The organism is Microbacterium rhizomatis, from assembly GCF_008710745.1.
Lineage (GTDB): Bacteria > Actinomycetota > Actinomycetes > Actinomycetales > Microbacteriaceae > Microbacterium > Microbacterium rhizomatis.
In genome coordinates this window covers 173,013-194,754 of the sequence record NZ_VYSA01000001.1, presented here as the reverse complement: position 1 = coordinate 194,754, position 21,742 = coordinate 173,013, and the positions used below count along the sequence as shown (strand labels likewise).

Below are 21,742 nucleotides of genomic sequence, written 5' to 3'. Positions count from 1 at the left end.
CCCGCTCGTGCGGGAGTCGGACGCAGTCACCGCGACCGTGATCCGCGCGACCCGCCGGTCCGCGGAACGGTATGAGCACAGCCATCCGGGCTCGCCCTCGCCGTGCGGGTCGAACGTGTTATCAGCGACAACGCGTTCACCTACCGCCACTCCACCGCATTCCGCACGGTGATCGAGCACCACGACATCGCAGAGAAGTTCCTCAAACCGCCTCTCACGCACGCCGCAACCTCGATGCGCGCTTTGCGCCGTCCGAAGGCTTATCCCGGTAGTGCGCTTTGGAAGACGAATGACGAGAGTGCCCAACCGATGAGGGTCAAAACCACACCAGAGACCGGAATCCACACGAGACGGAAAGACCTCGGCAGCTCGCTCCGACGTCTCCCGAGCACGAGAAGGGCTAGGCCGCTCGCCACCAAGAGCGTGATCGCGTAAGCAAAGAACACATTTCCTGCCGCCCAGAGGAGATCGAAATCACAGCTTTCCCCAGAACACGCGGCCACGCTCAGCCTTTGCAACCAGACAACAAGGCTGGCTGCTGCCGCAACGGCGAGTTGCACAGCCCACCAGGCAGATGCAGCGTCGTAGGGAGAGTGAGCTCGCGGGTGAGTCATCGTTCAAACGTACATAGACCTAGAACGACGTCGTCAGGTATTGGATCCACTCTTTCGCATCCCATGCATTGTCCGTTCCAGCATTTGCGTGGACTTCTGCGGCGTTCGGTCCATCGCTGCCGGCACACCAGTAGTCATCTGTGCTGCACCAGGATCGAACTTTGTACACCCAACCTTGGGTACCCCCGGGTGGGGGCCAACCCCAGTATCTGTAGGACGCAATCTCTTCCTGCTGTTCGGTAAGGATTCCCCCAAGCCGCCCCCAGCCTGTCGTTGTCGAATTTGGCGCGTTGTATGCCTTGTTCGGTACGTAGTATGGATCCGCAATATCTGCCACCGCCATGATTGCCACTCTGGCGCGGGCGGCGAGATTGGGGCTACCGTCGTAGGCGGTCGTGAGGGCGGCCAGAGCGACCGCCCCGCCCTGCGAGTATCCGACGATGACGATCGCCGGAGTGTACGACCCACACTGCTCAACCAGCCAGTTGATCTCGTCGACAAGGGTATTGCGTCCTTGCCTGACACTGCCGAAGAAGGACGCACCGCCACTGGCCGGGTAGTTGAGGGCGACGAAGTACAGCGGCACCGTGCCGAAGTTGATGAGATGCGAGCGGAGAACCTCTACTCCGCCATATCCGCCTGAGTTGTATGCGCGTCCGCCGTGAATCGCACCCGCGCCCGCCGGAGTATCCGTTCCTCGAATTCCGATGAAGACTCCGTAGTCGCACATGTTGTTCGCGGCCACCGCGTTGGCCGGCGCGGCTCCTCCTACTCCAAAGCACATCAGAAGTGCGGCGCACAGCGTTGCGACGAGACCACTCCAACGGGATCGCGACGCTCGCTCATCTCTCACTCTCTCCTTCAATCGCGTGTCTCCTCATCTATCGCGAAGCCCCGCGCGAGCGCGAAGTCGTTGTGCCTGCGCACCTCTGCGCGTGCGACCTGGGCAGCGACATCAGGCTGACGCGCCGGATCGGTCTGCTCAGACCGCAACCGCTCACGAACCCGCTCGGTCACCACCGACAGCGCACTGGGCGACACCGTCACGGAACTCATCGCAGCATCCTCGCAAGAACGCGAGAGGAGCCGTGGAAGTTATCCACAGCCCGGCGGCGGGGGTTACTGCGGCGCCGACAGACCCAGCACGGGGTACAGCACGGAGAATCCGGCTTGGAGGCCGCCGTTCAAGCCGTCGATGACGTGTCCGGCGCCGGGTATCTCCACGTAGGTCACGGTCATGCCCGCCTCCTTCGCAGCAGCCGACACCTTCTGCGCCGCGGGTATGAAGCCGGGGTCGTTCCCACCCACGGTGAAGACGGCAGTGACTCCTGCGTACGTTCCCGCACCCGCCGCGAGGATGTTCACGGGTTTCGAGGCCTCGAACTTCGCGGCGTCGCCACCGTAGATGTTCGCGATCACGTCGTCGACATCCTCCGATCCAGGGAACTCCTCCCCCGATATGTCGAGGATGTTCTTGAAGACGTCCGGCTCCTCAGCGCCATACTTGATCGCACATCCCCCGCCGTTCGAGTAGCCGGCGATGACCCAGTACTTCGGATCCTGGAGGATGGGCAGATTCTTTTTCGCCCAGTTGACGACATCCGTCTTGATGTACGTCTCCGCGTTGCCATAGGCCTGCGAGTCCGCGCACGCCGGGTCGTTTCCGTTTCCGATCTGATCCGCAACCACGACGATCGGGGCGAGGCCCTTGTTCTTGGCAGCGAAGTCGTCCAGGACAGCCCCGATGTAACTGGGATCGGGATTGCCCGGATAGCCCATCATCATGATCACGAGCGGGAGAGCGGGAGCATCCTTCACCTGCGCCGCCGGCGGCAGATAGATCCCGGCTGGGCGAGCATCGAAGCCCGAGGTCGTGGCGGGGATGACCTGAGTGCCCTGCGTGCCCTTCTCCGGCATGTCCGCCGGCGGGGTCCACGATTTGTAGAGCGGTCCGGTGGTGGTTTCACTCGGCTTGGGGCTCGGGAGCGGAATCGCATTGCCGGAAACGATTCCGAAGATGCTCCCAAAGGTCGCATTCAGTCCGTAGAACGCATTGACACCGATGAGCCCCGACAGAGCGAACCAGATGATCGCGAACGAGGCGACGACCTTCCGCCAGACTTTGGAGTCCCACAGGCTGACGACGGCGAGACCCATCGCGGCGAGGGTCCCCACGGCCCACACCCCGACAGCGTGCGGAAGCGGAGACCCCAGGGCGTTGGTGGCGTTGACGAGCAGATAGATCCCCAGGCCGAGCCCCGCGCCGATACCCACGCCGAGCACGGCGGTCAGCAGCCATCGGGGTGTGATCCTGCGCGCCAGCAGGGTGATGATCAGCGCCACCGAGATGGCGTAGACGATCCATGGGACCGGCCCGTCGATGACGGGAAGTCTCCACAGAACGTCCAAGGCGCACTCCTACGGGCAGACGCGGGCGATATCACGCTATCGTCCCGCGAGCGGAATCCGGGCATTTCATCGCCGCAGCGAAACCGGCTTCCCACAGTCACCGCACAGGGTCACAAGTAGACTGATCGCACCCGCGGGAGTGGTGAAACTGGCAGACACGCAGGATTTAGGTTCCTGTGCCTCCGGGCGTGTGGGTTCAAGTCCCACCTTCCGCACGACGGGGGCTCACTCCTGCTCTGACCGCCGACCCTTACGACCGACGGGAATCACCGTGCACCACATCGCTCTCATCCCCTGGCTCGACCCCACTGCGATCATTCAGGGCGCCGGTCCGTGGGCGCTGCTGGTGGTGTGCTTCATCGTGTTCGCCGAGACCGGTCTGCTCATCGGATTCCTGCTGCCGGGCGACACCCTCCTGGTCATCTCGGGCCTGCTCACCCACACGAACAACATCTTCGGCGTCAACATCTGGGTGGTGAGCCTGCTCATCGCCTTGGCCGCGTTCATCGGCGGCGAGGTGGGGTATTGGATCGGCCACAAGGGCGGGCCGGCGATCTTCGAGAAGCGCGACTCGGGTCTGTTCAGCGTCAAGAACGTCGAGCGCACGAACGCGTTCTTCCTCCGCTACGGCGCTCTGGCCGTCATCCTCGCGCGCTTCGTGCCGATCGTTCGCACCTTCGCACCCGTCGCCGCCGGCATCGGCCACATGAACTGGCGCAAATACTCGCTGTACAACGCCGTGGGGGCGATCCTCTGGGGCTTCGGGCTCACGATGCTCGGCTATGCGATCGCGTTCGTCCCGTGGATCGCCGATCTCGTGACGAAGTACATCGACATCATCCTGTTGGTCGCGGTAGGTGGCACCGCGATCGTCACGCTCATCCACTACCTCAACGAGCGGCGCAAGACCAAGAAGGAGCGCGCGACGATCACGGACGCGCAGGCCGAGGCTCTCGCGCTCGATCCCGAGGTCTTCCAGCGCGGTCCTGAGCACCACGACGGCCCCGCCGTCGGCGGCGAGACTCCGCGCCCGTAGCGCGGGTCACGAGGCCTTCGCGGCCTTCTTCGCCGCCGGCTTCTTCGCGGCCGTCTTCTTCGCGGGTGTCTTCCCCGATCCCCGATCTGTCTTCGGTGGCGCCGACGCCGGCGCATCCGCTCCCCCTTCGCGGGCGGCGCGCGAGCGCTCCACGCTCGCGCGCAGCGCCTCCATGAGGTCGATGACCTCGCCGCCCGTGTCTTCCTTCTCGTGGTCGGCGAAGGTCTCCGACGTGTCGAGCGCGTCACCCTTCTCGATCTTCGCGTCGATCAAGGTGCGCAGCTCTTCCTGATATTCGTCGACGAACTCGGACGGGTCGAAGTCGCTTGCGAAACTCTCGACGAGGGATGCCGACAGCTCGAGCTCTTTCGCCGAGATCCGCACCGACTCGTCCAACGCCGGGAATGCAGCCTCGCGCACTTCGTCTGCCCAGAGCAGGGTCTGCAGCACCAGCACGTCACCGCGGACGCGAAGGGCGGCCAGTCGGGTCTTCTGGCGGAGCGAGAACCGCACGATCGCCGTACGGTCGGTCTGCTCGAGCGTCTTGCGCAGAAGCACGTATGCCTTCGGCGAGACCGAGTCGGGCTCGAGGTAGTACGCACGATCGAGGGTGAGCAGGTCGACCTGCTCTGAGGGGACGAACTCGACCACATCGATCTCGCGGCTCTTCTCGGCCGGGAGCGAGTCGAGGTCTTCCTTCGTCAGGATGACGGTTCGCTCGCCGTCGTCGTAGGCCTTGTCGATGTCGGCGTAGGGGACCACCTCACCGTCGATCTCGCAGATGCGCTGGTAGCGGATGCGTCCACCGTCCGCACTGTGCACCTGGTGCAGCGAGACATCGTGGTCTTCGGTCGCGCTGTACACCTTGACCGGCACGTTCACCAGCCCGAAGGTCAGCGCGCCCTTCCAGATCGCTCTCATCACACCAGTACACACCGGTCACACCGGTCGCGGCTAGTCCGCAGGCGCCCCCGGACGGCAGGATGGGTTCATGGCTGCTGGCGGGGGTGCGAGTGAGCAGCTCGTACGCGTCGGCGGCCGGCGCCTGCGCGTCACCAATCTCGACAAGGTGCTGTACCCGGAAACAGGCACGACCAAGGGCGAGGTGATCGACTACTACACGCGCATCGCCCCCTTGCTGATTCCGCACGTGATCGGCAGGCCCGTGACCCGCAAGCGCTGGGTGGAGGGGGTGGGAACCCAGGACCATCCCGAACCCGTCTTCTTCGCCAAAGACCTCGAGCGCGGCGCGCCCGCGTGGGTCAAGCGGGCGCCGATTCAGCACTCCGGTGGCGCGAAGGACTATCCGTTGGTCGGCGACGTGCCCACGCTGGTGTATCTCGCCCAGGTCGCGAGCCTCGAACTGCACGTTCCGCAATGGCGCTTCACGCCCGAGGGCGAGCGCGGCGACGCCGATCGGCTCGTCCTGGACCTCGACCCCGGACCCGGCGTGGGGCTGGCCGAATGCGCCATCGTCGCGGGCTGGGCCCGCACGATCCTGACCGATATGGGCCTCGAGCCCTATCCGGTGACGTCGGGAAGCAAAGGTATCCATCTCTACGCCGCACTTCCGCCCGGGCAGTCCACCGAACGCGCCTCCGCGCTCGCGCACGAGCTCGCCAAGGCGATCGAGTCCGACCACGTCGACCTCGTCGTCAGCTCGATGAAGAAGGCTGACCGTGCGGGCAAGGTGCTGATCGACTGGAGCCAGAACAACGGCGCCAAGACCACGATCGCGCCGTACTCCCTCCGCGGGCGTCCGCATCCCACCGTCGCAGCCCCCCGCGACTGGGACGAGCTCGCCGACCCTCACCTGCGGCAACTGTCGTTCGATGAGGTGCTGGCCCGGATGGACGAGATCGGCGACCCGATGGAGGCACTGGGTTTCCACTCCGGCGGCCGGGACGCCGAGGTCGGGCCGCTCTCGGCCTACATCTCAAAACGCACCGCAGGGCGCACCCCCGAGCCCGTGCCGACGAACCCCCTCGGCGAGACGCCCCACGGCGAGAAGCCGACGTTCGTCATCCAGGAACACCACGCGACCGCGTTGCACTGGGACTTCCGTCTCGAGCACGACGGCGTGCTCGTCAGCTGGGCGGTGCCACGCGGAGTCCCGCACTCGTACACGCGCAACAACCTCGCGATCCAGACCGAAGACCACCCGATGAGCTATGGGTCGTTCGAGGGTTCGATTCCCGCCGGCGAGTACGGCGGCGGGTCGGTCACGATCTGGGACGACGGGCGCTACGACCTCGAGAAGTGGCGCGACGACGAGATCATCGCCACCCTCGAAGGCCGTCCGGGCGGCCCGCTCGGCCGCGTACGCCTCGCGTTGATCCGCACCACCGGCGAGGGCGAGAAGTCGAGCTGGCTGCTTCATCGGATGAAGACGGATGCCGACGGCCGTACGCAGCCGGACGGCACCGTCGTGGTGGCCAGCCCACAGGGCGACGAGCCCGATCCGCACGACGAGCCCACCGCATCCACTTCTGAAGGACCGGCTCCGACGCCCGCCACGTGGCCGCCGCACGCGGAAGACCTCCGCCCCATGCTCGCGACGTCCTCGACGCGGGCTCTGGCCCGGGCAGCGGCGAGCCGGTGGGGTGGACAGCCGTGGGTCGAAGCCAAATGGGACGGCATCCGTGCTCTCGGGGTCTGGGACGGCGCGCGCCTGCGCCTCTTCGCCCGCAGCGGCAACGAACTCACCCACCGCTACCCGGAGCTGACCGAGGTCGACCTCGGTCTCGGCACCGATCGTGCGGTGCTGGATGGCGAGCTGGTGGCGCTCGAGCCCGGCGGGCGCCCGAGCTTCCCGCTCCTTCAGACGCGCATGAACCTGGAGCGGCCGGGCGACATCGCCCGCGAAGCGCAGCGGACCCCGGTGCGCTACTACTTGTTCGACGCGCTCGTCGAGGGCGACCGCGATCTCACGACGCTGCCGCTGCGCGAACGCCGTGAGGTGCTCGAAAGGGTGGCCGCGGCATCCCTCCCCGTCGTGGTGCTGCCGCCGGTCTTCGATGATGTGGATGCTGCGCTCGACGCGAGCGATCAGCTGCGCCTCGAAGGCGTCGTCGTGAAGGATCCGCGGTCGGCATACCTTCGTGGAGGCCGATCGGAAGCCTGGCTCAAGGTCAAGATCACCCGCACGCAGGAGGTGGTGATCGCCGGGATCCGCCCGGGCAAAGGCGGCCGAAGCGGCACGTTCGGCTCGCTGCTGCTCGGCATTCCCGGCCCCGACGGCCTGCAGTACGCCGGGCGTGTGGGGAGCGGATTCAGCGACTCGACCCTCTCGACGCTGCTCAAGAAGCTCACCCCGCTCCGCACCGACGAGAATCCCCTCATCGGGGTGCCCGCCCTCGACGCGAGCGACGCCCTCTGGGTGCGCCCCGAACTGGTCGGAGAGGTCGAGTTCGGCGAGTTCACTCCGGGCGGGATCCTGCGGCACTCGCGCTGGCGGGGCCTTCGGCCAGACAAGTCTTCGTCGGAGGTCGTCCGCGAGGACTGAGATCTCAGGCGTGCTGGGCGTCGTCGTGCTCGATGTGCCCCGCGGGCTCGAGCTGGAAAGTGCTGTGCTCGACATCGAAGTGACTGTCGAGGCATCCCTGCAGTTCGCTCAGGATGCCGGCGGCCCGGCCGTCCGCGAGCGCCGCCTCTTCCACCACGACGTGAGCGGTGAAGACCGGAGCCCCTCGGGTCAGCTGCCAGACGTGCACGTCGTGGACGGCGACGACACCGGGCGTTCCGAGGATGTGATCGCGGATCTCCTGCACCTGCACGCCCTTGGGCGCGCCCTCGCTGAGCACCGAGGCGACTTCGCGGAGGAGCCCGATCGCGCGGGGCACGATCATCCCGGCGATCAGCAGCGATGCGATCGCATCGGCGGGCGCCCATCCGGTGAACACGATGACGATCGCCGCAACGATGACAGCGGCCGAGCCGATCATGTCGCCGAGCACCTCGAGATATGCCCCGCGGACGTTGATGCTCGTCCGCTGTGCTGCGCTGAGGAGCCACATGGCGACCGCGTTGGCGATGAGCCCGACCACCGCGACGATGAGCATCAGGCCGCCGGCGACCTCGGCTTCGCCGGGGTGCAGCAGGCGCAGCACCGCCTCGACGCCGATCCAGACCGAGAGCACGATCAGGATCACCCCGTTCGCAAGTGCCCCGAAGACCTCAGCGCGCTGATACCCGAAGGTGCGCCGGTCGTTGGCGGGTCTTGCCGCCACCGTACTGGCGATCAGCGCGATCACGAGGGCCGCGGCATCCGTGAACATGTGCGCCGCGTCAGCGAGGAGCGCGAGCGACCCCGAGAACGCCGCCCCGACGACCTGGACGATCATCACGACGGACGTGATCGCGAGCGAGACGGCCAGAAGGCGTCGGTTGCTCGCGCCGCGGATGCCGTCGGTGCTCGGCGCGTGATCGTGCATGAGGCAAGGCTAGAACGTCGCAGTGACGATCAGGGGGCTTTCGGACAAGACGGGAATGAGTCCGGTTCTCAACAGGTGGGCGCGCTCACTGCTCACGGCTCGCGGCCGATCGGGTGGCGGTGATCAGCGAAGCTGCGACGTCGAGCATCGGCCCGGAATCCGGATCCCGCGTCACCGGCCGACCCCGTGAACCCAGGAGCATCCGCAGCACGATCCCGGTGATGGCGGTGGCCACGAGCGCACCGAGCGTGCCGAATGCGGCGAACCCCCGGTCGCCCTCGACGGCGAGAGTGCTGATCGCGGCGCCGATCGCCCATGCCGCGGCGGTCACTGCGGCCCAGATCCCGGTCGTCCGGCCTCGGTGACGAAGAAGGAAACCTTGGATGATCCCCACCAGGATGCCCGTGAGCGCCGCTCCGGCGATCACCGACCCCAGCGGTGCGATCACGAACGAGATCAGGATGTCCAGCGATGTCCCGACGGAGATCGCGAGGGCGGTCCCCGCGAACCATCGCCATCCCGCGCGGCGCCCGAGCGCCAGCCACTGCGCACCGCCGACGAGTGTTCCGATGATGAGACCCGCGGCGAGACCGGCCAGCGGATCACGCGCGGGGCCGAAGACAGCCGCGGTGATCACCCCGCCCAGGGGGAAGGCGAGGAACGTGATCATCCATCGCACGAGCGACATCGCGCCTCCATCGGCATGCGCATCCGTACCCGCACGCTACCCCTCCCGGGCGGCGAAAGGTCAGAGCGTCGCCAGCAGAGGCACGAGAGCGGTGAACGCGCGCGACCGATGCGATGCCGCGTTCTTCTCCTCCGGCGACCATTCACCGACGGTGCGCTCGGCATCGGGATGCTGTCCGTCCGGGATGAAGATCGGGTCGTAGCCGAATCCGCCCCCGCCCGAGGCGGCCGCGGCGAGCCGGCCCGGCCACCGGCCTTCCACGACATGCTCGGTTCCGCCGGGGGTCACGACGGCGATCGTCGAGACGAAGGAGGCCGTGCGGTGCGGATCGGCGATGTCCGAGAGCTGGTCGAGCAGCAGGGCGAGGTTGGCCCCGGCGTCCTTCGCGTGTCCCGCCCAATAGGCCGAGAACACGCCGGGCGCGCCGCCGAGCACGTCGACGCAGATGCCGGAGTCGTCGGCGAGGGCGACCAGACCGGTGTGCGCCGCCGCGGCTCTCGCCTTGATGAGGGCGTTCTGGGCGAAGGTCACGCCGTCCTCGATCGGCTCGGGGCCGTCGTACCCGATCACCTCGAGGTCGGGGCGCGTCGCCGCGACGATCGCTTGGAACTCGTCGACCTTGTGCGGGTTGTGCGTCGCGAGGACGATGCGGCCCGGCACGTGCTACTCCCCCGCAGCGAGCGACGCGGCCTGCAGGTCGCGGAGGTCGGCGCAGCCGGCCACGCCCAGCTCGAGCAGCGCATCGAGCTCGCGCTTGTCGAACGGCGCACCCTCAGCGGTGCCCTGCACCTCGACGAACAGCCCACGGCCCGTGACGACGACGTTCATGTCGGTCTCGGCCCTGACGTCCTCGACGTAGGCGAGATCGAGCATCGGCTCGCCATCGATGATGCCGACGGAGACCGCGGCCACCGAGTCGATGAGCGGTGTCGCCTTCTGACCGATGAACTTCTTCGCGCGGCCCCACTCGATCGCGTCCGCGAGTGCGACGTACGCACCCGTGATCGCCGCGGTGCGGGTTCCCCCATCGGCCTGCAGCACGTCGCAGTCGATGACGATCGTGTTCTCGCCCAGCGCCTTCGTGTCGACGACGGCGCGCAGCGCGCGGCCGATGAGGCGAGAGATCTCGTGCGTGCGCCCGCCGATCTTGCCCTTCACGCTCTCGCGGTCGTTGCGGCTGTTGGTGGCCCGCGGCAGCATCGCGTACTCGGCGGTCACCCACCCCTTGCCCTTCCCGGTGAGCCAGCGCGGCACGCCGTTCGTGAACGACGCGGTGCACAGCACCTTCGTGCCGCCGAAGCTGATCAGCGCCGACCCTTCGGCGTGCGCGCTCCAGCCTCGTTCGATCGTGATCGGCCGGAGCTCGTGGACGGCGCGGCCGTCCGCACGGATGATGTCGGTCATGGTCTTCCTTTCATAGGACGGCTCACCTGTCGCGACACGCCCGTCGGCGCGCGGCTCGTAGGCGTGTCGTGTCAGGTGAGCCGTCCTCGGGCGGGGGTAGGAGAAGGTGCGGATGCTGTGGGACGGGCGGGCAGGTCGATCGCACCCGTCTGCACGAGCTGGACTTCGCTCACCTCGCGCCCCATGAGGCGGTGCGCAAGGCGCAGGAACTCGGCGGCCGAATCGCCGGTGGCTTCGTAGACGTGGCGGGCGACAGCATCCGGACCGGCAAGGAGATCGCGACCGACCAGCTGCCGATACACGTCCTTCGCCGTCTCGGTGTCGCTCGAGACGAGCGACACGTCCGGACCCATCACGTAGCTGATCGCTCCCTCGAGAAACGGGTAGTGCGTGCAGCCGAGCACGAGCGTATCGACGTCGGAGTGCCGGAGCGGCGCGAGGTACTCCTCCGCGACAGCGAGGACTTCGGGTGAGTCCGTGACGCCTGCCTCGACGAACTCGACGAATCGAGGGCACGCCTGCGCGAAGACGGTGAGACGCGCGTTGACCTCCAGCATGTCCTGGTAGGCGCCGGAGCCGATCGTTCCCGCGGTGCCGATCACACCGATCCGACCGTTACGCGTCGTCGACATCGCCGTGCGTACGGCCGGGCCGATCACCTCGACGACGGGGACGTCGTAGCGCTCGCGCGCGTCGCGCAGCATCGCCGCCGAAGCCGTGTTGCAGGCGATCACGAGCATCTTCACACCCTGATCGACGAGGGAGTCGAGGATCTCGAGCGAGTAGCGGCGGACATCGGCGATCGGCTGGGGACCGTAGGGGGAACGAGCGGTATCGCCGATGTAGAGCATCGATTCGCGAGGCAGTTGAGCCGAGATCGCCCTCGCCACGGTGAGTCCCCCGACACCGGAGTCGAAGATCCCGATCGGCGCGTCATCCACGATCACCCACCCTACCCGCGCCGCGATCGCCGCTCCGCGGTTGCAGCCGATCAGTAGGCTCGCTGCATGAGCCCGCAGCGCCTGCAGAGCACCGCCCTCCACACCGACCGGTACGAGCTCACCATGCTCGATGCGGCGCTCCGCGACGGCACCGCCGAGCGCCACTGCGTGTTCGAACTGTTCGCCCGGCGCCTCTCTGCCGGCCGCCGCTTCGGCGTCGTCGCCGGCACCGGGCGACTGCTGAGCCTGATCCGTGATTTCCGATTCGGCGACGACGAGCTGCGATACCTGCGTGACAACCGGATCGTGGACGCTTCGACGATCGACTATCTCGCGGGATACCGCTTCACCGGCTCGGTCGAGGGCTACCGGGAGGGCGAGCTGTACTTTCCCGGCTCCCCCATCCTGACGGTCGAAGGCACCTTCGCCGAGGCCGTCATCCTCGAGACGCTCGCCCTCAGCGTGCTCAATCACGATTCGGCCGTCGCGACCGCCGCGGCACGGATGAGCATCGCGGCGGGCGATCGGCCCCTCGCCGAGATGGGATCGCGTCGCGCCGGCGAGAGGTCGGCAGTCGCGGCGGCCCGTGCCGCCTACATCGCCGGATTCGGCGCGACGTCGAACCTCGAGGCGGGGCGCACGTGGGGCATCCCGACGATGGGAACCGCTGCGCACTCGTGGACACTGCTCCACGACACCGAGGAAGAGGCGTTCCGCGCGCAGATCGCCGCGCTCGGTGCCGGTACCACCCTCCTCATCGATACCTATGACATCCAGGAAGGCGTCGCGACCGCTGTGCGGGTGGCCGGGCACGAACTCGGCGGCGTACGCATCGACTCGGGTGACCTGCCGCTCGTGGCAGCCGCGGTGCGCGCCCAGCTCGACGAGCTCGGCGCGACGGCGACGCGCATCACCGTCACGAGCGACCTCGACGAATTCGCGATCGCCGCACTCGCCGCCGCACCCGTCGACGCCTACGGGGTGGGTACCTCCGTCGTCACGGGGTCGGGGACTCCCACGGCGGGGATGGTCTACAAGCTGGTGGCGCGACAGGATGCTGTCGGTTCGTGGATCTCGGTCGCCAAGGCGTCGCAGGACAAGGGGTCGAAGGGCGGCCGCAAGGCCGCGTTCCGGACCCTCGATGCCGGAACCGCGACGAGCGAGCTGATCGCCGTATCAGATGGTTACGAACAGATCGCCACGGCGGCCCAGTACCCCGACTCGCGCGATCTGCGGGTGCCGCTCATCGTCGCCGGCGAGATCGACACCGCTTTCGAGGGACCTTCGGGCGTCAGCGCTGCGCGCGCTCACCACGCGCGAGTGCGCGAGGAACTGCCCGTGCGGGGCCTCGCGCTCAGCCGTTCGGACCCTGCGATTCCGACGGTGTTCGTCGACGCAGACCCGGTGAGAAGTCAGCCGACCATCGATTCGTAGATCTCTTTGCAGGTCGGGCACACCGGGAACTTCTCGGGGTCGCGCCCCGGCGTCCACTTCTTGCCGCAGAGCGCGCGCACGGGCTTCCCGGTGATCGCCGACTCGAGGATCTTGTCCTTCTTGACGTAGTGCGAGAACCGCTCATGATCGCCCGGCTCGACGTGCTCTTCGCGAAGGAGCTCCTCGAGCTCGCGGTCGAGGGTTGCGGTGCCCCCCTGGTCGGGGCGGTCGAGGGGGGTGCTCATGGTCAGTCAGTTTAGCGGCGACAGAGCTAGGTGGACTCGGCGAATTCCATCAGGCGGGCACCGCTGCGGCGGAAGGCCACGGATCCGATGACGACGCCGATCACCAGCGCGCCCAGTCCGATGCCCGCACCGACCCACAGCGCGGTGATCGCCGCGTCGACGTCGACGGTCAGTGCCAGCCAGGCCCACCAGAACGCGGGGGCGCTGAGCACGATGGCACCGACGAGCACGAGCCCCTGCGCGAGTGCGCTCGCCGACCCGGCACGCTGCGGCTGCTGGAAGGGGCTGTCGCCCGGCCGCGCAACGGCGTAGGGCGAGACCACCGACGAGATGCTCGAGAGCCCGAGACCGCTGAGGAACAGCGCGGCACAGACACCGACCATCGCGGGGAGCATCGCCCACCGGCCGTGCACCAGCACGGCCAGGGGGATCGCGACCGCGAGCACGGGCACCGCGATCAGCAGAATCGGCACAAGACGACCAACCCGGTCGGACACGCCCTTCACCCCGCTCGCGACGTGCATCCAGATGGCGGTCGAATCGTAGGCGAGGTCGTTGTGCGGCAACCAGCCGAAGAAGAGGGCAGCGATCGGCACGGGGACGAGGGCGACGATCGACATCGGGACGCCGACCACGAGCAGCGGCACCATCGCGAGCGCCGCGGTGATCGGCACGACGATGATGTTCACGAGATACCGGCGGTCGCGGAACCAGTAGATCAGGCTCCGCGCGGCGACGCCTCCGCCCGGCGTGCCCGGGGCCACGGCGAACCAGCCGAGCCCTCCCCGCTCGCGCACCGACACCGGGCGCTCCGTCGTGGTGAGGACCCTCTGCACGAGCCAGCCCCACGCCGCCGCGAGCACGACGACCGTGGCGAGCGAGATCACGACGCTCCCCCACGCGGATGAGGCTCCCTGGCCGATACGGGCAGGGAACGCGATCGCGGCGCCGAGGGGTGTGAGCGAGAGGGCCGCTACCGCCTCACTCAACTGAGTCGGAACGGTGCCTCGCCACTCGAGTGACGCGAAGAACACTCCGACCGGCACGACCACGACCAGGATCGCAAGGGCGAACACGCCGCTCAGCTCTCTCGAACGTCGATCGCGAAGGAACAGCGAGGTGAGCGCCATGCAAACCCGAGCGAGCAGGGCACAGGTGAGGATCGCCAGGATCGCCCCGATCACGCCGATCGGCCACGCGACCCCGTGCGCGCTCCACACCAGGACGAGGCACACCGCGAGGGCCGTCAGAACCATGATCGGCACGCTGACCAGCCCCGCCAGTGCGAGGATCGTCGCAAGGCGGCCCGAGGGCAGTCCGAAGGCTGTGAAACGACGCGGGTCCAGCGGGTCGGTCGCTCCCACCACCAGCGGTGCCAATGCGAATCCCAGAGTGACTGCCGAGCCGCCGAGCACGGTGACGGCGAGCACGACCTCGATCGGCGCGGTTCGCAGCGACAGGAGTCCCCAGCAGGTCACGACGGTGGCGGCAACGAGCATCGCGATGCCGATGCTCATGCGGATCACGTGCGCCCGATCACCCCGCAGCGCACCGAACAGGAGCGCCGCCCTCAGTCGGAGAACGTATGCAGCCACTCGAGGCCTTCCACGTCGCTGAGCCCGCCCGCGAGTTCGATGAAACGCTGCTCGAGCGTGAGCTCGCCACGCACCTCGTCGATCGTCCCTTCTGCGAGCACCTGACCTGCGACGATGACCGCGACGCGCGAGCACACGCGCTCGACGAGGTCCATCCCGTGGCTGGAGAGGACCACGGTGCCGCCGTGCGCGACGTAGGTGCCGAGGATGTCGAGGATGATCGCGCTGGAGACCGGATCGACGGCCTCGAACGGCTCGTCCAGCACCAGAAGACGCGGCGAATGGATCATCGCGCCTGCGAGCATGACCTTCTTGGTCATGCCGGCCGAATAGTCCGAGACGACCCTCCCCAGAGCATCCGTCAGATCGAATGCTCTCGCAAGGTCGGCCGTCCGGCTCTCGACGACCGCAGGAGATAGTCCGCGCAGCACGCCGTAGTAGTACAAGAGCTGACGCCCCGTCAGACGATCGAACGTGCGGAGGCGATCGGGGAGCACGCCCATCATGCGTTTCGCCGCCCCCGAGCGGTCCGTCGCGTCGATGCCGTTCACCGTGATCGTTCCGCGTGTGGGGCGCAAGAGTCCCGCGATCATCGACAGGGTGGTGGTCTTCCCCGCACCGTTCGGGCCCACCAGACCGTAGAACGTGCCGGCGGGGACCGTCAGGTCGATGCCGTCCACCGCGCGCGTCTCGCCGAAGAACTTCGTCACGCCCCGCACCGCGAGGGCCGGGGTGGCCCCCTCACCCAGCGGTTCGGAGATGTGCTCGGCATCGAACACCATGGCAAGGGCAGCGACACCCTCACCGGCGGCGCGCGGTGCCGACGCTTCGGGCGAGAGATCCTCGATCGGGGCGTCCTCGATCGTGACACCGTCGATCGCGGCATCCTCGATTGCGACGTCCTCGGTCACGACGTCCTCGGTGACGACGTCCTCGGTCACGACGTCCGCAGTGACGACGTCCTCGGTGACGACGTCCTCGGTCACGACGTCCTCGGTCACGACGTCGACGGTCGGGACGGTGTCAACGGCGGCGACGTCCGCGCCGACGGACGGATGCTCAGCACCGGCAGTCTCCGCGACGCTCTCGGTCGGCGGCTCGACGTCGGCCGTCTGCGCGGCGACGACCAGCCCTTCGATGATGGCAACATTGTCGGGCTCCGCATCCCCGGCGTCCTCGACGAGGGGCGGGTCAGGCTCGACGACCGCGCTGTCCGGTTCGGCGGGTGAGTGAGCGTCGGCTTCACGCTCGAGGACGTCCGAGTCCATGGTCACGTCGAGGTCGGCCGATTCCTGGACCGGAGCGTCGGCCGACGCCGCGACAGCCTCCGCGACCGGGTCGGGCGGGACGGACTCCGGGAGCGGCGGGCGCGGCGGCACGACGATACCCGCCGCGAGGTCGGCGGGGAGAGGGGGTGGCGGCCCGGGGTCGACGACCTTCGGGGTCGTCGCGCGCGGACGCCGCGGTTTCGCGGGCGCTTTCGCGCTGTTGGCCGTCGTAGGACGAGGAGGGCGCGGCGCACGCTTCCGGGGGGGCGTCGACGTCGCCGCCTTCTTGGCAGGGGGTGGCGGCCCGTCGGGGGCCGACACGTGATCGGACTCCTCCTCTGAAACGGATGCCTCGTCCGCGCTGCCCTCCTTCGCCTCGGCGACTTCCGCGGCCACCGCCGCCGAGATGCGCGGCTTGGGTGGCAAGTCGGTGATCCGGCCACTGTCCGAACGCGCGCCTTCGACAACGCTGTCCGGTTCATCCGGATATGCGTCCTGCGGCATCGGCAGAGAGGCTGTCACCGGACCAACTTACCAAGCGATCTTGATACCTCTACCGCGGGCGACGCACGAGCATCCTCGACGCGCGCCGTCAAGCCCAGGCGGCTCCCATCGCCCGCCCGTAGGATCGCCGTGATGGCCGAGAAGGTTCACCGCATACACACGCTGCCCGACGATTCGCCGTGGGTGGGCGGTATTCCGCCTGCCGGCTCGGACGAGCATCCGCGCGTCATCCGGGCGCTCGATCGCGTGATGGCGATCCAACGCCCCGTGGTCCTCGCACATTTGCGGAGCATCAGGCTCCGTCACCCGCACGCGTCCGCGGCGGAGATCGTCCGCATGCTGGAGCGGCGCTACCTCACTGCTGTCACCACCGGCGGTGCGGCCGTCGGAGCCACCGCCGTGGTGCCCGGGATCGGCACGGGGGTGACGCTCGCACTCAGCGGTGTCGAGACGGTCGGATTCCTCGAAGCGACCGCCCTCTTCGCGCAGTCCGTCACCGAGGTGCACGGCATTCCGATCGAGAATCCGGACCGGGCGCGGGCTCTGGTGCTCACGCTCATGCTGGGCAAAGAGGGGATCGACCTCGTCGCTCAGCTCGCGGGACAGGCGACCGGCAAAGGGGCCCCGCGCGATAAGTACTGGGGCGAGCTGATCACCAAGACCCTCCCTCGCGTGGCCGTCGGCCCGCTCGTGGATCGACTCAAGACCGCGTTCGTCCATCAGTTCGCGGCGAAGGGCGGCGCGTCGATCGTCGGCAAAGCGCTTCCGTTCGGGATCGGCGCAGTGATCGGCGGGACGGGGAACCACATCCTCGGCCGGAGGGTCTTGGTCAACTCGCGGCGAGCGTTCGGTCTGCCGCCGCTCGTGCTTCCCGCAGACCTCGAGCCTCGCCCGGGAGCGCTGCCGCTGGAGCGCGCCACCACGTACGGACTCCGGCGCGCGGGCGGCGCGATCGCGGGTGGCGTCACGCGAGGAGTGTCTGCCGTGGGCGGCGCGAGTCGTTCGGTCGGTCGGGCGATCACCCCGAGGCGGAAGAGTTCCGGCAGTCATGAGATCGACCCCGGATCACCAGGGACATCCGTGCCGACGGCACCGCGCGCGGAGCCCGACGACGTGGGCGCCTGACCGATCCGTCGGGTCGCATCGCCTCCTCCCCCGAACTCTTTCGAAACGTCTCATCCACAGCTCGGCCCGATCACCGCTTCCACGCCCCTCCACGCGTCGGATGCCGCGCCTACCGTCGCCCGCATGCCACGAGCCATCGAACCCGACGAATTCCGCCCTCCGCCCGCCTACCGAGTACCCTGGCGCGTCCATCATGTGTATGAGAAGCACCCCCTCATCACGAATGTGAGCGCAGCCGCGACGGACTTCGTGCGCGTTTTCATCGACGGCGCACACGTCACGGTCGACACGCAGCTCTGGGGTCAGATGCTGCCGGGTGAGACGGCCGAGCTGTGCCTCTGTGATCTCGATCTGGAGGACGTGGTGGTCACCATCGCGTGGTTCCGCCCCGAAACCGGTGTCGAGTACCTCTGGCGGTTCGTGCTGTGACCGGCGACAACGGGTCCCCCACGCGCATGAAGAGGCAGAATGGACCCACTATGGGCCTCTTCGCATCTCGTCCCGAAGAGCCGACCGAATGGGCCGGCCTTCCCTCCGAACCGTTCGAGCAGTCCGCCACGGAGAGTATCGCGGATGGTGCGACGTCGACGACGTCCGCGTCGCTTCTGATCGGGATTCCCGTCGAGTCCGTGGTGATCCCGCTCCCTTCCGTGGGAGAGACCGCGGAGCACGACCAGGGCTGAGGCTCGTCAGAGCGAAGGATCGAGAACGAGCTTTCCCGTCGTCCGACGCGCGCGGAGGTCCTCGTGCGCACGGCGCGCCTGCGACAGCGGGTACTCGCCCCCGGCGATGACCCGCAGAGAGCCGTCTTCGACGAGGCCGAACAGCTCTGTCATGACGCGGGGCATGAGCCCGGGCACGGTGAACGCGTGGGGAAGCCACATCCCCCCGACGGTCGTCGAGTGGGCCAGCAGGCTCGTCGGCGCGATCGGCGCGGGCGCCTGCCGAGACGCCATTCCGTAGAAGGCGAGGCGGCCGAAGGGCGCCAGCGCCGCGACGCTCTGATCGGTGATCGAACCCCCCGTCATATCGAGTACCACGTCGACCCTCCGGCCGCCGTTCGCCGACCGGAGTGCTGCAACCAGGTCGGGCGTGTTCGCGTCGATCGCAACGTCCGCTCCGAGCGAGAGGGCCAGCTCACGCTTCTCCGGCGTACTCGCCGTCGCAATGACGTTCCGCGCCCCGAGCGCCTTCGCGAGCTGCACGGCGAGCGAACCCACCCCGCCCGCTCCGGCGTGAACAACCACGGTCTCCCCGGCCTCGATCCGCGCAGTCCGGCGCAGCAGGAGCCACGCCGTGGCGCCCTGAACGATCAGCGCCAGAGCGCTGACGTCGTCGACACCATCCGGAACCTCGAAAGACTGTGATTCGAGAGCAGCCGCGCGCTCGGCATATCCGCCGCCGTCGACGAGCGCCACGACGCGTCTTCCGTCGTCAGTGCGCCCGACCACCTCTCCGCCAGGCACCATCGGCACGGTGCTGCGCGACAGGTAGGTGTTCTCCGCCTGATGCGTGTCCGCGTAGTTCACCCCGGCCCGATCGACGTGGACGAGGATCTGCCCCTCCCCGACCCGCGGCTCGGGAACATCCGCGGGGCGGAGGACTTCGGGACCGCCGAATTCGAGAACCTGGATAGCGCGCATGCGTTCAGCCTGTCACGTTCACGCGCGGGGCTCAGCGATCATGCCGCGCGTGGGCTCAGCTTCTCCTGGAGGAATTCGAGCACTCGGTTCACGCCCTCCTCCTGACGATCGCCGGTCAGCACGGAGTGCCCCTTTCCTTCGAACTCGACCGCGATGAAGCGGTCGCCGAGCTCGCGGGCCAGAGTGTCGAATCGGGTGCCGGTCGCGGCATCCGTCCGATAGCGCAGGCCCAGAACCTCGCACCCGGCTGCGGCCTTGCCCTTCACCGCTTCCATGTCAGCGGGGCTCAGCCCCAGGTCGGCTCCACGCTTCGCCCCGACGGCGAACGGCAGCGAGGGTTCGGCGAGCACAGGTGCGATCACCGGTGCATCGGCCATCATCGCGAGCGCGAACCCGCCCGTGAAGCACATCCCCACGACCCCTACTCCTTCTCCCCCGGTCTCGTCGTGGAGTCGGCGGGCCAGTGCCCGCAGCCAGCCGGCGATCGGGCTCGTCCTGCCGCGGGCGAACAGGCTGAACTCGCGTCGCACGCAGAACTGGGTGATGTCGCCGAGCACATTCCGCGCACTGAAGCCCGCGCCCGGCGTCCCGAATAGCCTCGGCAGCAGCACGGTGTGGCCACGCGCGACCACCTCTTCGGCGAAGCGGATGAGCGCGTCGTCGATCCCGGGGATCTCATGGATCACGATGACGCCCGGGCCGCTGCCCTTCCGCCACACTTCACGCGTCTCGCCGACGAGCGTCAGGTCGTCGTGGGTCCAGCTTTCCAGTGCCTGCATGGCCTCATCGTGGCACGTCTTGCGCCGGTTAGCCTCGTAGGGTGACCATCGCCATCGCCCTGCTCCTGTTCGCCAACGCGGTCTTCAACGTCGTCGCGTGGCCGCAGTTCCTCCGCCGGGTCGCGAACGATCCGCGATCTCGCGATGCTGCGGGCAGGGCGACCCCGTTTCTGCGGGTGCACATGATTCTGGTGGCGATCGCACTGGTGCTCGCCGCGGCATCCCTCGCCGGCGGAATCTGGATACTCGTCGCCTGAGCGATCAGCCTCGTTCGGCGACCGCCAGCACATCGTCGTAGATCGACAGGGCCCGACCGACCTCGTCGGCGGTCACCACGCACGGCGGCACCACGTGGATGCGGTTGTCCTGCACGAAGGGCAGCAGCCCGCGCGTGAACAAGCCCTTCTTGATCTGCCCCATCGCACCGGCCGACAGCGGAGCGCGCGACGCGCGGTCCGAGACGAGCTCGATCGCCCAGAACACGCCTTCACCGCGCACCTCGCCGATGAGCGGATGCCGCGACTCGAGGTCGCGAAGCCCTGGACCGATCGCATCGACGCCGATGCGGTGCGCGTTCTCGACGATTCCCTCCGCCTCCATCGCGTCGATCGAGCCGACGATCGACGCCATCGCGAGCGGGTGCCCGCTGTAGGTGAGGCCGCCCGGGAAGACCGTCTCATCGAAGTCGGCGGCGATGTCGTCCGAGAGGATGACCCCGCCCACGGGCACGTAGCCCGAGTTGACACCCTTCGCGAAGGTGATGAGGTCGGGCACGACGTCGTATCCGTCGAACGCGAACCAGCGACCCGTGCGTCCGAAGCCCGCCATCACCTCATCGAGGATGAGGACGATGTCGTAGCGGTCGGCGAGCGCGCGGACGCCGGCGAGGTACCCGGGCGGTGGAACGAGAATGCCCGCGGTGCCGGGCACCGTCTCCAGGAGGATCGCAGCGATGCCGGCGGGGCCCTCGGACTGGATCACCCTCTCGAGATGGCGCAACGCTCGCTCGGCCTCCTGCTCGGGCGAATCCGACCAGAACTCGGAGCGATACGGATACGGGCCGAAGAAGTGCGCGTGGCCGTAGGCGTACTCGTTGGGGATGCGGCGCCAGTCCCCCGTCGCGACGATGGCGGCACCCGTGTTGCCGTGATACGAGCGGTATGTCGAGAGCACCTTGTCTCGGCCGGTGTGCAGCCGCGCCATGCGGATCGCATTCTCATTCGCGTCGGCGCCACCGTTCGTGAAGAAGACCTTCGAGAACCCCGACGGCGCGTGGGCGGTGATGCGGCGCGCTGCTTCACCCCGCACGAGAGCGGCAGTGGACGGGGCGACGGTGGTAAGCAGATCGGCCTGCTCGTGGATGGCCTTGACGACCGCGGGATGCTGGTGCCCGATGTTGACGTTCACCAGCTGGCTCGAGAAGTCGAGCCATCGATTCCCCGCGTGGTCCCAGACGGTGCTGCCCAGCCCGCCCGCCAGCACCGGTGGGTCCAGCAGCGCCTGCGCCGACCAGGAGTGGAAGACGTGTGCGCGGTCGAGCTCACGGGCGCGGACGTCGAGTTCGGGGTGTGGCGTGTCGCTCATGCAGTGATCCTCTCACTCACGCCGTGGCTCCACGACGTGC

The 21,742-nt window shown here is 68.1% G+C and carries 22 protein-coding genes and 1 tRNA gene; 8 read left to right on the top strand and 15 right to left on the bottom strand.

From position 1 onward, the window contains the following. Nucleotides 1-633: 633 nt before the first annotated feature. From F6B43_RS00990 to F6B43_RS00980, 3 genes are all read right to left on the bottom strand, one after another. Nucleotides 634-1,359, bottom strand: a complete 726-nt coding sequence (locus tag F6B43_RS00990) for a cutinase family protein (RefSeq protein WP_170285526.1) — start codon at nucleotides 1,357-1,359, stop codon at nucleotides 634-636. 116 nt (nucleotides 1,360-1,475) lie between these two features. Further along, nucleotides 1,476-1,670 carry a hypothetical protein gene (locus F6B43_RS00985; RefSeq protein WP_246159737.1) on the bottom strand — a complete coding sequence of 65 codons (195 nt, stop codon included), beginning with the start codon at nucleotides 1,668-1,670 and terminating at the stop codon, nucleotides 1,476-1,478. A gap of 63 nt (nucleotides 1,671-1,733) precedes the next feature. After that, a complete protein-coding gene (locus F6B43_RS00980; RefSeq protein ID WP_150447108.1) occupies nucleotides 1,734-3,023 on the bottom strand; it encodes an alpha/beta hydrolase in 1,290 nt (429 codons plus the stop codon). Nucleotides 3,024-3,156: 133 nt separating this feature from the next. Between F6B43_RS00980 and F6B43_RS00975 the strand changes: the two genes are divergently transcribed. Together F6B43_RS00975 and F6B43_RS00970 are read left to right on the top strand one after the other, a co-directional pair. Continuing rightward, nucleotides 3,157-3,238, top strand: a tRNA-Leu gene (locus tag F6B43_RS00975). Nucleotides 3,239-3,294: 56 nt separating this feature from the next. Beyond that, nucleotides 3,295-4,059: a DedA family protein gene (locus F6B43_RS00970; protein ID WP_150447107.1), complete on the top strand. Its 765-nt coding sequence runs from the start codon at nucleotides 3,295-3,297 to the stop codon at nucleotides 4,057-4,059. 6 nt (nucleotides 4,060-4,065) lie between these two features. On the opposite strand, the gene ku is transcribed toward F6B43_RS00970, so the two are convergent. Continuing rightward, nucleotides 4,066-4,980 carry a non-homologous end joining protein Ku gene (gene ku / locus F6B43_RS00965; RefSeq protein ID WP_150447106.1) on the bottom strand — a complete coding sequence of 305 codons (915 nt, stop codon included), beginning with the start codon at nucleotides 4,978-4,980 and terminating at the stop codon, nucleotides 4,066-4,068. 70 nt (nucleotides 4,981-5,050) lie between these two features. On the opposite strand from ku, the gene F6B43_RS00960 reads away from it, so the two are divergent. Then, on the top strand, nucleotides 5,051-7,564 hold the full coding sequence (locus F6B43_RS00960) for an ATP-dependent DNA ligase (RefSeq protein WP_150447105.1): 2,514 nt from the start codon (nucleotides 5,051-5,053) through the stop codon (nucleotides 7,562-7,564). A 4-nt stretch (nucleotides 7,565-7,568) separates the two neighbouring features. Here F6B43_RS00960 and F6B43_RS00955 read toward each other — a convergent pair whose 3' ends face one another. The 5 genes from F6B43_RS00955 to murI all read right to left on the bottom strand — a co-directional run bounded on the left by F6B43_RS00955 (nucleotide 7,569) and on the right by murI (nucleotide 11,525). Next, the gene (locus tag F6B43_RS00955; RefSeq protein WP_150447104.1) at nucleotides 7,569-8,492 is read right to left on the bottom strand and encodes a cation diffusion facilitator family transporter; all 924 of its coding nucleotides are present in this window, start codon (nucleotides 8,490-8,492) and stop codon (nucleotides 7,569-7,571) included. An 85-nt stretch (nucleotides 8,493-8,577) separates the two neighbouring features. Then, on the bottom strand, nucleotides 8,578-9,180 hold the full coding sequence (locus F6B43_RS00950) for a hypothetical protein (RefSeq protein WP_150447103.1): 603 nt from the start codon (nucleotides 9,178-9,180) through the stop codon (nucleotides 8,578-8,580). Nucleotides 9,181-9,240: 60 nt separating this feature from the next. After that, nucleotides 9,241-9,840 (bottom strand): RdgB/HAM1 family non-canonical purine NTP pyrophosphatase, encoded by a 600-nt coding sequence (gene rdgB, locus F6B43_RS00945; RefSeq protein ID WP_150447102.1) that lies wholly within the window; start codon nucleotides 9,838-9,840, stop codon nucleotides 9,241-9,243. 3 nt (nucleotides 9,841-9,843) lie between these two features. Next, nucleotides 9,844-10,584: a ribonuclease PH gene (rph, locus tag F6B43_RS00940; protein ID WP_150447101.1), complete on the bottom strand. Its 741-nt coding sequence runs from the start codon at nucleotides 10,582-10,584 to the stop codon at nucleotides 9,844-9,846. Nucleotides 10,585-10,655: 71 nt separating this feature from the next. Beyond that, the gene (gene murI / locus F6B43_RS00935; protein ID WP_150447100.1) at nucleotides 10,656-11,525 is read right to left on the bottom strand and encodes a glutamate racemase; all 870 of its coding nucleotides are present in this window, start codon (nucleotides 11,523-11,525) and stop codon (nucleotides 10,656-10,658) included. A gap of 66 nt (nucleotides 11,526-11,591) precedes the next feature. On the opposite strand from murI, the gene F6B43_RS00930 reads away from it, so the two are divergent. Then, nucleotides 11,592-12,959, top strand: coding sequence for a nicotinate phosphoribosyltransferase (locus tag F6B43_RS00930; protein ID WP_150447099.1), 1,368 nt, complete (start codon nucleotides 11,592-11,594; stop codon nucleotides 12,957-12,959). Here F6B43_RS00930 and F6B43_RS00925 read toward each other — a convergent pair. From F6B43_RS00925 to F6B43_RS00915, 3 genes are read right to left on the bottom strand one after another with little or no spacing between them, the layout of a single operon-like run. After that, nucleotides 12,938-13,204 (bottom strand): DUF3039 domain-containing protein, encoded by a 267-nt coding sequence (locus F6B43_RS00925; protein ID WP_150447098.1) that lies wholly within the window; start codon nucleotides 13,202-13,204, stop codon nucleotides 12,938-12,940. The genes F6B43_RS00930 and F6B43_RS00925 overlap by 22 nt on opposite strands. 26 nt (nucleotides 13,205-13,230) lie before the next feature. Next, a complete protein-coding gene (locus F6B43_RS00920) occupies nucleotides 13,231-14,799 on the bottom strand; it encodes a hypothetical protein (protein ID WP_150447097.1) in 1,569 nt (522 codons plus the stop codon). Beyond that, complete coding sequence (locus F6B43_RS00915; protein WP_246159736.1) at nucleotides 14,775-16,589, bottom strand: ABC transporter ATP-binding protein; 1,815 nt, start codon at nucleotides 16,587-16,589, stop codon at nucleotides 14,775-14,777. The genes F6B43_RS00920 and F6B43_RS00915 overlap by 25 nt, the downstream gene beginning before the upstream one ends. 114 nt (nucleotides 16,590-16,703) lie before the next feature. Between F6B43_RS00915 and F6B43_RS00910 the strand changes: the two genes are divergently transcribed. The 3 genes from F6B43_RS00910 to F6B43_RS00900 all read left to right on the top strand — a co-directional run bounded on the left by F6B43_RS00910 (nucleotide 16,704) and on the right by F6B43_RS00900 (nucleotide 18,379). Continuing rightward, the gene (locus tag F6B43_RS00910; RefSeq protein WP_246159735.1) at nucleotides 16,704-17,696 is read left to right on the top strand and encodes a hypothetical protein; all 993 of its coding nucleotides are present in this window, start codon (nucleotides 16,704-16,706) and stop codon (nucleotides 17,694-17,696) included. 123 nt (nucleotides 17,697-17,819) lie between these two features. Next, the gene (locus tag F6B43_RS00905) at nucleotides 17,820-18,125 is read left to right on the top strand and encodes a hypothetical protein (RefSeq protein ID WP_150447096.1); all 306 of its coding nucleotides are present in this window, start codon (nucleotides 17,820-17,822) and stop codon (nucleotides 18,123-18,125) included. A gap of 50 nt (nucleotides 18,126-18,175) precedes the next feature. Beyond that, a complete protein-coding gene (locus tag F6B43_RS00900) occupies nucleotides 18,176-18,379 on the top strand; it encodes a hypothetical protein (RefSeq protein WP_170285515.1) in 204 nt (67 codons plus the stop codon). A gap of 6 nt (nucleotides 18,380-18,385) precedes the next feature. On the opposite strand, the gene F6B43_RS00895 is transcribed toward F6B43_RS00900, so the two are convergent. Beyond that, nucleotides 18,386-19,339 (bottom strand): quinone oxidoreductase family protein, encoded by a 954-nt coding sequence (locus tag F6B43_RS00895; protein WP_150447094.1) that lies wholly within the window; start codon nucleotides 19,337-19,339, stop codon nucleotides 18,386-18,388. Nucleotides 19,340-19,377: 38 nt separating this feature from the next. Beyond that, nucleotides 19,378-20,118, bottom strand: a complete 741-nt coding sequence (locus tag F6B43_RS00890) for a dienelactone hydrolase family protein (RefSeq protein WP_150447093.1) — start codon at nucleotides 20,116-20,118, stop codon at nucleotides 19,378-19,380. A 41-nt stretch (nucleotides 20,119-20,159) separates the two neighbouring features. On the opposite strand from F6B43_RS00890, the gene F6B43_RS00885 reads away from it, so the two are divergent. Next, nucleotides 20,160-20,375, top strand: a complete 216-nt coding sequence (locus tag F6B43_RS00885) for an SCO4848 family membrane protein (protein WP_150447092.1) — start codon at nucleotides 20,160-20,162, stop codon at nucleotides 20,373-20,375. Nucleotides 20,376-20,379: 4 nt separating this feature from the next. On the opposite strand, the gene F6B43_RS00880 is transcribed toward F6B43_RS00885, so the two are convergent. After that, nucleotides 20,380-21,702, bottom strand: coding sequence for an aspartate aminotransferase family protein (locus tag F6B43_RS00880; RefSeq protein ID WP_150447091.1), 1,323 nt, complete (start codon nucleotides 21,700-21,702; stop codon nucleotides 20,380-20,382). Nucleotides 21,703-21,742 lie beyond the last annotated feature (40 nt).

Excerpts from the sequence above, each read along its gene's own strand:
- F6B43_RS00985 (WP_246159737.1), bottom strand. The coding sequence starts at position 1,670 with ATGAGTTCCGTGACGGTGTCGCCCAGTGCGCTGTCGGTGGTGACCGAG.
- ku (WP_150447106.1), bottom strand. The coding sequence starts at position 4,980 with ATGAGAGCGATCTGGAAGGGCGCGCTGACCTTCGGGCTGGTGAACGTG.
- F6B43_RS00960 (WP_150447105.1), top strand. The coding sequence starts at position 5,051 with ATGGCTGCTGGCGGGGGTGCGAGTGAGCAGCTCGTACGCGTCGGCGGC.
- F6B43_RS00955 (WP_150447104.1), bottom strand. The coding sequence starts at position 8,492 with ATGCACGATCACGCGCCGAGCACCGACGGCATCCGCGGCGCGAGCAAC.
- F6B43_RS00950 (WP_150447103.1), bottom strand. The coding sequence starts at position 9,180 with ATGTCGCTCGTGCGATGGATGATCACGTTCCTCGCCTTCCCCCTGGGC.
- rph (WP_150447101.1), bottom strand. The coding sequence starts at position 10,584 with ATGACCGACATCATCCGTGCGGACGGCCGCGCCGTCCACGAGCTCCGG.
- F6B43_RS00930 (WP_150447099.1), top strand. The coding sequence starts at position 11,592 with ATGAGCCCGCAGCGCCTGCAGAGCACCGCCCTCCACACCGACCGGTAC.
- F6B43_RS00925 (WP_150447098.1), bottom strand. The coding sequence starts at position 13,204 with ATGAGCACCCCCCTCGACCGCCCCGACCAGGGGGGCACCGCAACCCTC.
- F6B43_RS00910 (WP_246159735.1), top strand. The coding sequence starts at position 16,704 with ATGGCCGAGAAGGTTCACCGCATACACACGCTGCCCGACGATTCGCCG.
- F6B43_RS00905 (WP_150447096.1), top strand. The coding sequence starts at position 17,820 with ATGCCACGAGCCATCGAACCCGACGAATTCCGCCCTCCGCCCGCCTAC.
- F6B43_RS00900 (WP_170285515.1), top strand. The coding sequence starts at position 18,176 with ATGGGCCTCTTCGCATCTCGTCCCGAAGAGCCGACCGAATGGGCCGGC.
- F6B43_RS00895 (WP_150447094.1), bottom strand. The coding sequence starts at position 19,339 with ATGCGCGCTATCCAGGTTCTCGAATTCGGCGGTCCCGAAGTCCTCCGC.
- F6B43_RS00890 (WP_150447093.1), bottom strand. The coding sequence starts at position 20,118 with ATGCAGGCACTGGAAAGCTGGACCCACGACGACCTGACGCTCGTCGGC.
- F6B43_RS00880 (WP_150447091.1), bottom strand. The coding sequence starts at position 21,702 with ATGAGCGACACGCCACACCCCGAACTCGACGTCCGCGCCCGTGAGCTC.